The sequence below is a fragment of the Pseudomonas sp. P5_B3 genome (assembly GCF_056400405.1).
In genome coordinates this window covers 47,440-59,046 of record NZ_JBFULI010000036.1, presented here as the reverse complement: position 1 = coordinate 59,046, position 11,607 = coordinate 47,440, and the positions used below count along the sequence as shown (strand labels likewise).

11 protein-coding genes, 1 rRNA gene and 1 pseudogene are annotated in these 11,607 nt (G+C 62.3%); 9 read left to right on the top strand and 4 right to left on the bottom strand.

The genetic code is table 11. From position 1 onward, the window contains the following. Window positions 1-22: 22 nt before the first annotated feature. Window positions 23-138 (top strand): 5S ribosomal RNA (gene rrf, locus AC1DRN_RS20485). Between the two features lie 206 nt (window positions 139-344). On the opposite strand, the gene mhpT is transcribed toward rrf, so the two are convergent. Then, window positions 345-1,562 (bottom strand): 3-(3-hydroxy-phenyl)propionate transporter MhpT, encoded by a 1,218-nt coding sequence (gene mhpT / locus AC1DRN_RS20480; protein ID WP_477786788.1) that lies wholly within the window; start codon window positions 1,560-1,562, stop codon window positions 345-347. Between the two features lie 330 nt (window positions 1,563-1,892). Here mhpT and AC1DRN_RS20475 point away from each other — a divergent pair, with 330 nt between their 5' ends. Next, window positions 1,893-3,215 (top strand): OprD family porin, encoded by a 1,323-nt coding sequence (locus AC1DRN_RS20475; RefSeq protein ID WP_223462809.1) that lies wholly within the window; start codon window positions 1,893-1,895, stop codon window positions 3,213-3,215. Between the two features lie 61 nt (window positions 3,216-3,276). On the opposite strand, the gene AC1DRN_RS20470 is transcribed toward AC1DRN_RS20475, so the two are convergent. Continuing rightward, the gene (locus AC1DRN_RS20470; protein ID WP_223462810.1) at window positions 3,277-3,765 is read right to left on the bottom strand and encodes a MarR family transcriptional regulator; all 489 of its coding nucleotides are present in this window, start codon (window positions 3,763-3,765) and stop codon (window positions 3,277-3,279) included. Between the two features lie 214 nt (window positions 3,766-3,979). On the opposite strand from AC1DRN_RS20470, the gene AC1DRN_RS20465 reads away from it, so the two are divergent. The 5 genes from AC1DRN_RS20465 to AC1DRN_RS20445 all read left to right on the top strand — a co-directional run bounded on the left by AC1DRN_RS20465 (window position 3,980) and on the right by AC1DRN_RS20445 (window position 10,140). After that, window positions 3,980-4,810 (top strand): p-hydroxycinnamoyl CoA hydratase/lyase, encoded by an 831-nt coding sequence (locus AC1DRN_RS20465; RefSeq protein WP_056722899.1) that lies wholly within the window; start codon window positions 3,980-3,982, stop codon window positions 4,808-4,810. Window positions 4,811-4,893: 83 nt separating this feature from the next. Continuing rightward, window positions 4,894-6,342, top strand: a complete 1,449-nt coding sequence (locus AC1DRN_RS20460) for an aldehyde dehydrogenase (protein WP_223462811.1) — start codon at window positions 4,894-4,896, stop codon at window positions 6,340-6,342. Between the two features lie 90 nt (window positions 6,343-6,432). Further along, window positions 6,433-8,328 carry a feruloyl-CoA synthase gene (locus tag AC1DRN_RS20455; protein WP_223462812.1) on the top strand — a complete coding sequence of 632 codons (1,896 nt, stop codon included), beginning with the start codon at window positions 6,433-6,435 and terminating at the stop codon, window positions 8,326-8,328. Next, on the top strand, window positions 8,325-9,566 hold the full coding sequence (locus AC1DRN_RS20450; protein ID WP_223462861.1) for a thiolase family protein: 1,242 nt from the start codon (window positions 8,325-8,327) through the stop codon (window positions 9,564-9,566). The genes AC1DRN_RS20455 and AC1DRN_RS20450 overlap by 4 nt, the downstream gene beginning before the upstream one ends. A gap of 121 nt (window positions 9,567-9,687) precedes the next feature. After that, the gene (locus AC1DRN_RS20445; RefSeq protein ID WP_223462813.1) at window positions 9,688-10,140 is read left to right on the top strand and encodes a VOC family protein; all 453 of its coding nucleotides are present in this window, start codon (window positions 9,688-9,690) and stop codon (window positions 10,138-10,140) included. Window positions 10,141-10,190: 50 nt separating this feature from the next. On the opposite strand, the gene AC1DRN_RS20440 is transcribed toward AC1DRN_RS20445, so the two are convergent. Then, window positions 10,191-10,382, bottom strand: coding sequence for a helix-turn-helix transcriptional regulator (locus AC1DRN_RS20440; RefSeq protein WP_223462862.1), 192 nt, complete (start codon window positions 10,380-10,382; stop codon window positions 10,191-10,193). 170 nt (window positions 10,383-10,552) lie between these two features. On the opposite strand from AC1DRN_RS20440, the gene AC1DRN_RS20435 reads away from it, so the two are divergent. Further along, window positions 10,553-10,681 carry a hypothetical protein gene (locus tag AC1DRN_RS20435; protein ID WP_263289858.1) on the top strand — a complete coding sequence of 43 codons (129 nt, stop codon included), beginning with the start codon at window positions 10,553-10,555 and terminating at the stop codon, window positions 10,679-10,681. Window positions 10,682-10,744: 63 nt separating this feature from the next. Here AC1DRN_RS20435 and AC1DRN_RS20430 read toward each other — a convergent pair whose 3' ends face one another. Beyond that, on the bottom strand, window positions 10,745-11,143 hold the full coding sequence (locus tag AC1DRN_RS20430; RefSeq protein WP_223462814.1) for a hypothetical protein: 399 nt from the start codon (window positions 11,141-11,143) through the stop codon (window positions 10,745-10,747). 295 nt (window positions 11,144-11,438) lie between these two features. Here AC1DRN_RS20430 and AC1DRN_RS20425 point away from each other — a divergent pair. Continuing rightward, window positions 11,439-11,537, top strand: a pseudogene (locus tag AC1DRN_RS20425) (DUF6124 family protein); the annotation flags it as partial. Window positions 11,538-11,607 lie beyond the last annotated feature (70 nt).

The following is an 11,607-nucleotide window of genomic DNA, read 5'->3' as shown; positions in this document are numbered from 1 at the left end:
AAACGGTTCAGTACCCGAATTTCTTGACGACCATAGAGCATTGGAACCACCTGATCCCATCCCGAACTCAGCAGTGAAACGATGCATCGCCGATGGTAGTGTGGGGTTTCCCCATGTGAGAGTAGGTCATCGTCAAGATTAAATTCCGAAACCCCTATCTGCGCACGCAGGTAGGGGTTTTGTTTTTTGGCCTCCGTACACCTCAAACGCTGTTACCTGTGGGAGCGAGCTTGCTCCGGGCGGCGTTCCGACGAAGGTCGTCAACGATGACGCTAACTGCCTGGGGCCACGCGGTGTCCTGGCGTTCTTCGCGAGCGAGCTCCTACAATTCTTGGTAGCGGGGCTCAGTTTGCAGCTTCTGGCCGAGACTCGGCGATCGCTCCGGTGCGGGCGATCACGGTCAGGATCGACAGCGCGGCGATCACCAACCCCGGTGAAGTTGCCAGCAGCACGCCAGTGGTGCCGGCACCGGCGGCGAGGATCTGGCCGGCGGCCAGGGGACCTGCCACCGAGCCGAGCCGGCCGATGGCCACGGCCGCGCCGACGCCGGTGGCGCGCACCGAAGTCGGGTAGGAAGGGGGCGCCAGTGCATACAGCACAAGCTGTGCAGCCATGACGAACAGCCCGACGGCAAACCCGGCGATTGCCATCGGCACGATACCCACCGACAGGCCGACCCCAGCCAGTGCCGCCAACACTCCTGCATACACGAACAGGACCACTTTCAGGCCGTYGCAGCGGTCCAGCATCACCCCGCCAAGCAGCGAACCAATGGCACCGCCCAGGTTGAACAGCATCTGCACCATGCCTGCCTGGGGCTTGGTGAAACCCTGTTCCAGCAACAGCGAGGGCAGCCAGTTGAGCAGCATGTACATCACGGTCAGGGTGAAGAAGTAGCTCAACCACAAGGCCAGCGTGCTGCGTGCGCGTCCTTCGCCGAACAGCGCCTGGGCGGTAGACGAGCGTGGGCTGCCGGTCGTGACGTGCTGCTGACGGAACGCAGTGGATTCGGGCAACAGCAGGGCCATCAGCGGCACCACCAGCAAGGGCGTCAGACCGCCGATGATAAAGGTGGTTTGCCAGTGTTCACTGGAAAACATTGCCACCACTGCCGCCAGCGCGCCACCCAGGGGCACGCCGCAGTACATGACACTGATGGCGGTGCCACGATGGCGTTCGTTCACGGCCTCGGCACACAGGGCAATCAGATTGGGCAGGGCGGCGCCCAGGCCCAGGCCGGTCATGAAGCGCACCAGCAGCAGGCTGGAATAGCTCTCGACGTAGGCGGTGCAGAGCGAGAAGACGCCAAATAGCAACACGGCGCCGACGAGGATTTTCTTGCGGCCGATACGATCGGCAACCCAGCCGCCAAAAAACGCGCCAGGTAGCAGGCCAATGATCCCGGCGCTGAACACCCAGCCCATCATCTTCGGGTCCAGGGCAAAACTCTGGCGCAATCCTGCGGCAGCGGTGCCGGCAGCCTGCAGATCGAACCCCTCGATCAGCGCAACGATAAAGCACAAAGCGATTGTCAGCGTCGAGCGACGCGATGGACTGTCCATGGGTGAACCTCATTGTTGTTTTTGTTATGCAGTCGAGCCCTCCGTGCGTTGGGAGCGCCGTCAATGACCGCCGACGATTAAGATAACAAAGATAACTAAAAAAAGAACGGTGTCGTAAAATCTGCGTAAACCACGAATAAAACCTTAATAAACAGGTTGTTATGGATGCATTAAAGATACTGTTTGAAAATAGATAATAATATTAATGTTCGATTATCGGTCATTCGCGATTGACGATACCCCTTGGGTGTTTCCATTCTCTGGTCGTGAAGCCGACAGCCCCGTGTGGGTCCGGCACTCAAGAACAACAATAAAAAGTGGACATCGAACATGCCAAAACGCCACAGGAACACCGGTTCAGTAGCGTCGCTCTCCTGCGTCTCCAGGATCCTTCCTGGGTGGGTCGTGGCGCTGCTTGGCGTCAGCGTTCTGCCCCCGCAGCTGCGGGCCGAAGGGTTTATCGAGGACAGTCACGCAACGTTGACCATGCGCAATTACTACCTGGACCGTGAATACCAGGACAGCGGCGCCAAGTCTGCCGCGCGGGAGTGGGCCCAGGGTTTCATCATGGGCGTGGAGTCCGGGTTTACCGAAGGGACTGTAGGCTTTGGTCTGGACTTGCGGGGGCTGTTGGGGGTCAAGCTCGACTCCGCGCCGGATCGCAGCGGCACCGAACTGTTGCCGGTGTCGGCCAGCGACAAGCGCGCGGCGGATGACTATTCGCGGCTGGCGCCGACGGCCAAGCTGCGGTTTGCCCAGACAACGATCAAGAGCGGCGATGTCTCGATCTTCCTGCCGTTTGCCTTTGCCAGCCCGTCGCGACTGCTGCCACAGACCTTTCGCGGCACCACGCTCAGCTCCAGGGATTTCGATGGCCTGACCCTGAACACCGGTTACATCGATCGTATCAACAAACGCGATTCCACGGACTATCAGGCCATGACCGTCGCCTCGCCGAACCGGCGTTTCAACGGCGCTGCCACCACCTCGCACCTGGCCTGGCTGGGGGGTGATTACCAGGTCAATAAGGACCTGAGCCTGCGTGCCTACCATGCCGAGGTGACCGACCTGTACCAACAGGACACCCTGGCGTTGCTGCACAACCTGCCGCTCGGCGACGGTGTGTTCAGCAGTGACTTGCGCAGTTTTTTCAGCCGCGAGGATGGCCGCGCCAAGGCGGGTGAGGTGGACAACCGCAATCTCTCGGCATTGTTCGGCTACCGCTTTGGCGGGCACCGAGTGAGCCTTGGCTACATGTATTCCAGTGGCGACACGGCAACGCCGTACATCTCCGGCACCGAGCTGATGGGCATGAGCGAACTGACGATGAGTTCGGACTTTCTCAATGCCAGGGAGCGCACCTGGCAGGCCATCTACGACTACGACTTCGTCGCATCCGGCGTGCCTGGGCTGAAGGGGCGGTTGCGTTATGTGCGCGGCGACAACATCGAGTTGGCCGCCTTCAACGCCGATGACCGCAAGGAACGCGAATTCCAGATGGAGCTGGGTTATGTGATTCAGAGCGGCCCGCTGAAAAACCTCGGTCTGTTGGCGCGCAAGTCGATCTACCGCAATGACTTCCCGGCCGGCGCGGCATTCCGCGATGAAAACCAGACCCGCTTCCTGGTGCTCTATACCTCGCCGATCTGGTAAGCCCGGGTCCTTCGATGTTCTCCGCCGGCCGTCTCTTCTGGAGCGTGCCGGCAGCGCGCGTTCAGTCCTGGTAAACCTTTCTCAGCAAGCGCAGCAGCTCCTCGCGTTCCTCGCCGGTCAGCGATGAAGTGGAGTCGAAATCGCTTTGCGCGGCGATCTGCTTGAGCTCCTTGAGCAAGGTTTCGCCGGTCTTGCTCAGGAAGATTCCGTAGGAGCGTTTGTCCGGCTTGCAACGCACCCGCACCGCCAGCGCGCGGCTTTCCAGTTTATTGAGCAGCGGCACCACCTGCGGCGGCTCGATGGCCAGGGCCCGGGCCAGGTCGGCCTGCATCAGTCCCGGATTCTGCTCGATGATTGCCAGGGCCGAGAACTGCGCGGGGCGCAGGTCATGGGCTGACAGGCGACCGATCAGGTTCTGGAACAGCTTGAGTTGGGCGCGCCGCATCGCGTAGCCGATCAGGTCATCCAGTGCCGAATCCAGCGGTGCCTGCAGCTCGGCGGTGGCGGACGGGGACTCGCTCGGGGCGGCGAGGGGAGAAGGCTTGGCCATTGCGGGTGAATCCTGAACAGGTGGAGGTTAACAAGCGTATCCAGTTTGCCGGGGTTGGCCGCTGATAGCTATGCCCGCCGTTCATGGTGATGGGTTCGGAGGATATTTTCGGGTAGATAAAAAAATGGTTAATTCGATTAATAGTTAATTGACATAACTATATAGGTCCTTTAATTTCCAGTCATCTTCAAGCCAAGAACAAGAGAGCATCGCCATGAGCAACTACGAAGGTCGCTGGACAACCGTCAAGGTCGAAATCGAAGAAGGCATCGCCTGGGTCATTCTCAATCGCCCGGAAAAACGCAACGCCATGAGCCCGACACTCAACCGGGAAATGATCGATGTACTGGAAACCCTGGAGCAGGACCCCGCGGCCGGCGTGCTGGTGCTGACCGGTGCCGGCGATGCCTGGACCGCGGGCATGGACCTCAAGGAATACTTTCGCGAAGTGGACGCGGGCCCGGAGATCCTCCAGGAAAAAATCCGCCGCGAAGCCTCGCAATGGCAATGGAAACTGCTGCGCATGTACGCCAAGCCGACCATCGCCATGGTCAACGGCTGGTGCTTCGGTGGCGGCTTCAGCCCGCTGGTGGCCTGTGACCTGGCGATCTGCGCCGACGAAGCGACGTTCGGCCTCTCGGAAATCAACTGGGGCATCCCGCCGGGCAACCTGGTGAGCAAGGCCATGGCCGACACCGTGGGCCATCGTCAGTCGCTGTACTACATCATGACCGGCAAGACCTTCGGTGGGCAGAAAGCTGCCGAGATGGGTCTGGTCAACGAAAGCGTACCCCTGGCGCAACTGCGTGAAGTCACGGTGGATCTGGCGCGCAACCTGCTGGAGAAAAACCCGGTGGTGCTGCGTGCGGCCAAGCATGGCTTCAAGCGCTGCCGCGAGCTGACCTGGGAGCAGAACGAGGACTACCTGTACGCCAAGCTCGACCAGTCGCGCCTGCTCGACACCGAAGGTGGCCGCGAGCAGGGCATGAAGCAGTTCCTCGACGACAAGAGCATCAAGCCCGGTCTGCAGGCCTACAAGCGCTGAGACTGATCGCCGGGTGCATGTCCGCCCCGGCGCGCTCTATCGCTCGAATGCATTCCCGATAAAGACAATAAAGAGGAATCACCATGCTGGACGTGCCCCTGCTGATTGGCGGCCAGTCGCTGCCTGCCCGCGACGGTCGGACCTTCGAACGCCGCAACCCGGTGACCGGTGAACTGGTATCGAGGGTAGCCGCCGCGACCCTGGAAGATGCCGACGCCGCGGTGGCTGCCGCTCAGTCGGCGTTTCCCGCCTGGGCCGCCCTGGCGCCCAATGAACGTCGCAGCCGTTTGCTCAAGGCCGCCGAGCAGTTGCAGGCGCGCAGTGAAGAGTTCATTGCCGCGGCCGGTGAAACCGGGGCCATGGCCAACTGGTACGGTTTCAACGTGCGGCTGGCGGCCAACATGCTGCGTGAAGCGGCGTCGATGACCACCCAGATCAATGGCGAAGTCATCCCCTCGGATGTGCCGGGCAGTTTTGCCATGGCCCTGCGTCAACCCTGCGGTGTGGTGCTGGGGATCGCCCCGTGGAACGCCCCGGTGATTCTCGCCACCCGCGCCATCGCCATGCCGTTGGCGTGCGGCAATACCGTGGTGCTTAAGGCTTCCGAATTGAGTCCGGCGGTGCATCGGTTGATCGGCCAGGTCTTGCAGGATGCCGGGTTGGGTGATGGCGTGGTCAACGTCATCAGCAATGCCCCGGCGGATGCCCCGGCGATTGTCGAGCGGCTGATCGCCAACCCGGCGGTGCGGCGGGTCAACTTCACAGGTTCAACCCATGTCGGGCGCATTGTCGGCGAGCTTTCGGCGCGCCACCTCAAGCCGGCCTTGCTGGAGCTGGGCGGCAAGGCGCCGTTGCTGGTGCTCGATGATGCTGACCTGGATGCGGCGGTGGAGGCAGCTGCCTTCGGCGCCTACTTCAATCAGGGACAGATCTGCATGTCCACCGAACGCCTGATCGTCGATGCCAAGGTCGCCGACGCCTTTGTCGCCAGGCTGGCGGCCAAGGTCGAGACCCTGCGCGCCGGTGATCCTGCGGCGGCAGATTCGGTGCTCGGTTCGCTGGTCGATGCCAGTGCCGGTACGCGCATCAAGGGGTTGATCGACGATGCCTTGGCCAAGGGCGCGCGGCTGGTGGTCGGCGGGCAACTGGACGGCAGCATTTTGCAGCCGACCCTGATCGATGGCGTCAACGAGACCATGCGTCTGTATCGCGAAGAGTCCTTCGGCCCGGTGGCGGTGTTGCTGCGCGGGGAGGGCGATGAAGCGTTGCTGCATCTGGCCAACGATTCCGAGTTTGGTTTGTCGGCGGCGATTTTCAGTCGCGATACCGGGCGCGCCCTGGCGCTGGCCCAACGGGTCGAGTCGGGCATCTGCCATATCAATGGCCCGACCGTGCACGACGAAGCGCAAATGCCCTTCGGCGGGGTCAAGTCCAGCGGCTACGGCAGCTTTGGCGGCAAGGCGTCCATCGAGCATTTCACCCAGTTGCGCTGGGTCACCTTGCAGCATGGACCGCGGCATTACCCGATCTGAACAGCAGAAATAACAATAAAAAAGGCTGCAGCCACCACCATGCCCATTCGTGCGGCTTGGTGGTAGCGTGCCTTGATGGAGAACAAGCACGTGAGTTCCGAATTCAGATCGCAACCCCACACCCAGGCCGGCGCGTCGCGCTACCGTCACGTGTCCATCGGTCGCGCAGCGGTCGAGGTGACAGAACAGCAGGGCGCATTGCACATGCGCTCCCAAGAGCCATTGGCCGAGTATCCACCGCGACTGCTCGACCGTCTGGTGCATTGGGCCCGGGTGCGTCCCGAGCAGACCTTTATCGCCGCTCGCCAGGCCGACGGTGAGTGGCGTCGGGTCAGTTACGCGCAGATGCTCGACAGTGTCCGGGCCATCGCCCAAAGCCTGTTGAGCTACGACCTGTCGGCGGACAAACCGCTGGTGCTGCTCTCTGGCAATGACATCGAGCATTTGCAGCTCGCCTTCGGCGCCCTGTACGCGGGCATTCCCTACTGCCCGGTGTCGCCGGCCTATTCGCTGCTGTCCCAGGATTTCGCCAAGCTGCGTCACGTCTGCGACCTGCTTCAACCCGGCCTGGTGTTTGTCAGTGATGCCGCGGCCTACCAGCGTGCCATCGAGGCGGTGCTACCCGCTGAAACGCCCATGATTACCGTCCGGGGCGAAGTCGCGGGGCGTCGTCAGGTCAGCTTTGCCAGCCTGCTCGAGCAGCAGGGCTGGGCCGAGGCCGAAGCCGCGTTTGCCAGCACGGGGCCGGACAGCATCGCCAAGTTCCTGTTCACCTCCGGCTCGACCAAGCTACCCAAGGCGGTGATCACCACACAACGCATGCTGTGCGCCAACCAACAGATGCTGTTGCAGACGTTTCCGGTGTTCGGCGAAGAACCGCCGGTGCTGGTGGATTGGCTGCCGTGGAACCATACCTTCGGCGGCAGCCATAACGTCGGCATTGTGCTCTACAACGGTGGCAGCTTTTACCTGGACGACGGCAAGCCGACGGCGCAGGGTTTCGCGCAGACCCTGCGTAACCTCAAGGAAGTGTCGCCCACCGCCTACCTGACCGTACCCAAGGGTTGGGAAGAACTGGTCTCGGCACTGGAGCAGGACGCGGAACTGCGGGAGATCTTTTTCAAGCGCATCAGCCTGTTCTTCTTTGCCGCAGCCGGTCTGTCGCAAAGTGTCTGGGACCGCCTCGACCGGATCAGCGAACAGCATTGCGGTGAGCGTATTCGCATGATGGCCGGGCTCGGCATGACCGAGGCTTCGCCGTCCTGCACCTTCACCACCGGGCCGTTGTCCATGGCCGGTTACGTCGGCCTGCCGGCGCCCGGTTGCGAGGTGCGCCTGGTGCCGGTGGACGGCAAACTGGAAGGGCGTTTTCGTGGGCCGCATATCATGCCCGGCTACTGGCGGTCAGCGCAGCAGACCTTGGAAGCGTTCGACCCCCAGGGCTTCTACTGTTCCGGCGATGCACTCAAGCTCGCCGACCCGAGGGATCCGCAATTGGGGCTGATGTTCGACGGGCGCATCGCCGAAGATTTCAAGTTGTCATCCGGGGTGTTCGTCAGTGTCGGACCTTTGCGCAGCCGCGCGGTGCTCGAAGGATCGCCCTATGTCCAGGACCTGGTGGTGACCGCGCCGGATCGTGAATGCCTGGGCGCGCTGGTCTTTGCGCGGATGTTTGAATGTCGACGACTGTCAGGGCTGGCGGCCAGTGCCAGCGACGCCGAGGTGCTGGCCAGCGCACCGGTGCGCGAGTGGTTTGCCGGCTGGTTGCAGCGACTCAATCGCGAGGCCACGGGCAATGCCAGTCGCCTGGAGTGGATCGCCTTGCTCGACGAGCCGGCGTCCATCGACCGGGGTGAAATCACCGACAAGGGTTCGATCAATCAGCGTGCGGTATTGCAGTGGCGCGCGGAGCAGGTCGAGGCGCTCTATCGCGGGCTCGATCCGGCCATCCTGCGCGCCGGGGCGAAATCGGGAGCGAAGTCCTGAACACAGGCGGGCAGTACTCGGCCTTTGCCGATGCGGCGATTTTCGATGCGCTGCGCACGCCGTGGGTGGACCTCGGTGGTGCACTGGCCGAGGTTTCACCGATCGACCTGGGCATCAAGGTCGGGCGCGAAGTACTGGCTCGCGCGCAAGTCGACCCACTGGCGGTAGACAGCGTGCTGGCGGGCTCCATGGCCCAGGCCAGCTTCGATGCCTACATGCTGCCACGGCACATCGGCCTCTACAGCGGCGTGGCGCAATCGGTTCCGGCACTGGGGGTGCAACGCATCTGCGCCACCGGTTTCGAACTGCTGCGCCAGGCCGCCAGGCAACTGGATGACGGCGTGCAATTGGCCCTGTGCGTGGCCACCGAATCGATGTCGCGCAATCCGATTGCGGCCTATACCCATCGAGGCGGATTCCGCCTTGGTACAGAAGTGCAGTTCAAGGATTTTCTCTGGGAAGCCTTGTACGACCCGGCTCCCGGGGTGGACATGATCACCACCGCCGACAACCTGGCGCGGCGTTATGGGCTGAGTCGCGAAGCGGTGGACGCCTACGCCTGTACCAGTCACCACCGGGCGTTTGCGGCACACCAGGCTGGCTGGCTTGCACCCGAGATCGTTGCCGTGGGGCATCAGGTGTTTGAACTGCAAGGCTATCAGCCACGCAGCATCCGCCTGTCACGCGGTGTCGCCACGGTGAGTGAGGACAGCCACCCACGGCCCGGAGACATCGCGGCGTTGGCCCGGTTGCGCACTGTGCACGAAGGCGGGGTGCAAACCGCCGGCAACAGTTGTGCGGTGGTCGATGGCGCGGCAGCGGCCCTGGTCGGGCGCGCTTCGGCCTGTCGGGATACACCGCTGGCCTTGTTGCGGGCCAGCGCGGTGGTCGGGGTGGCGCCAGAGTTCATGGGCATCGGTCCGGCACCGGCGATTCGCCTGCTGTTGCAGCGCAGCGGCTTGAGCCTGGAGCAGATCGACCGCTTTGAAATCAACGAAGCCCAGGCCGCCCAGGTCCTGGCGGTGGCTCAGGAACTGGAGCTGGATCCTTCGCGTCTGAACGTTAAGGGCGGTTCGTTGGCACTCGGCCACCCCTTGGCCGCCAGTGGCTTGCGCCTGGTGCTGACCCTGTCCCGACAACTGCGTGAGCACAATCTGCGTTATGGCGTCGCCGCGGCCTGTGTTGGCGGCGGGCAGGGCATGGCGCTACTGATCGAGAATCCCGCCTGGCGTGCCTGAGGCAACATCGGTTGAGCGGGGGGATCCGCTGGTCTGTTTATTTTGTCGTCTTGCCCGGGAATGCCAAGCTAGGTGTTCGGCTACTACGTTGGACGGCTAAGTTGGACAGCAAGGAGACATCATGACGGTCAAGCGCATGGACAACATCGGCATCGTTGTAGAAGACATCGACGCTGCCATCGAATTCTTCACCGAACTTGGCCTCGAGTTCGAGGGGCGCGCACCCATCGAAGGCGACTGGGCAGATGGCGTCACTGGATTGCGCGACATGCGCGTCGAGATTGCCATGATGCGTACGCCGGACGGTCACAGCCGGCTCGAGTTATCCCGATTCCTCGCACCACCTGTGATCGCCGATCACCGCAACGCCCCGGTGAACGCCCTCGGTTACCTGCGTGTCATGTTCACCGTGGAAGACATCGCCGACACGCTTGCCAGGCTCTACAAACGCGGCGCGAAGCTCGTCGGCAAAGTGGCCCGGTACGAAGATATGTATCTGCTCTGCTACATACGGGGGCCCGAAGGCATTCTCATCGGGCTTGCCCAGGAACTCGGGCAGCACGCTGCTCGATGAGTTCATCGCTGGATGCTTGCCTCTCTGCCCAAAACATCAGCGGCAGTCGACTACCCCAATGACGCCACGCTATTGAGCAAAGTCTTGACCAGTTGCGCCTTGCGCGTGGCGCCGGTCTTGGCGAACACTCCGCGCAAGTGGGCGCGCACGGTGTTGCGCGAAACCCCGAGCGCCTCGGCCGTCTTATCGAGGGGCTGGCCGTCCATGACCAGCATGGCCACTTCGGTTTCCGTGCGGGTCAGTTGGAACAGGCTGCGCAGCAGGTCGCGGGAGGCTTGTGGCGAGTCGGCGGTTCAGCGGCGTGTTGGCCAACCAGTTGGCGGCCCGTGCGCCGCGCAAGGCGATCGGCTTGCTCAGCGCCAGGGCGGACGGCGACTAGGCGTTCAGCCTGCGGGTACCGGAAGAGGCCGGGATGACGGCGGATGCCTTCTGCCGGCAGTTTCCAACGGGGGGAGGGCGCAAGCGTGCTGCCGGGATCAATCGTCTGGCGGAGGAGCAGTTGAAGGAAGTCGCCGCACGCCTGCTCGATTGCTATCGCTGAGAAAAGAGCAACGTCCCGAACGGATGGCTCGGGGCGTTGCGCTGCATGGCGAGGGCGTTAGCACTAGCGCCGATAGTAGCGGCGATCGTCCTCGTAGCGGTACCGCATGGCCCGATCCTGGTGGCGTTCCCAATCACGGCGGCGTTCTGCTTCTCGGTAGGCTTGCTCTCTGCGCCAGTTATCCCTACGCCAGTCGTCCCGGCGCCAATCGTCTCTGTGAGAGTGCCAGCGGCCGTCATGCCAGTATCGGTCGTCATGGGCAAGCAACGGCCCTGGCTGCTTGCCGGCCATACTGGCCAGGGTCGGCCAAGGGTTGCCGGCAGCCTGGACCGGAACCTGAACGGCTGTGACTTCAGGTGCGAAAACAGGGGTTGAGGTCTTCATCTGTGTTGCTGATGCCGAGCCCACTGCCGCGAACGCGAACAGGCCGAAGAGCACCATCCGTGGGTCATGGAATTTCATGAATGAAGACAACCTCTGATTGATTTCTGGGCGTGTGGCCAACCGGTTGCGGGTTCGCGCTTAGCGAGCGGATGTGCCTATGCACATAGACCGATAAACAGGAAAAAGTTCTAGGGAGCCGCTGTTTAAATAGTTAACGGCGTCAGTGTGCGGCCCCTTTGAGGTTTGCTCTCTCGATGTCTGGTCTTGGCTGATTCTGTTGAAAAAGTCGGTCTGCTCAAACTGCCTGACCATTGACTGGTGAAAACGCCTTTTTTGCCCGCTTCTACGTGAAATCCGAGTCCGGAAGCCTCTGCTGGACGGTGGGTCGTGCAATGCGCTGCTGGGCATTTCCAACAGTGTGATGCTGGCGGAGATCACGGCGAACCGAGTGCTGGATCAAATCGATCCGTAGGAGCGAGCTTGCTCGCGATGGAGGCCAACGAGGACGCGGGAAACCAGACTTACCGCGGCGTCCTCTGGTT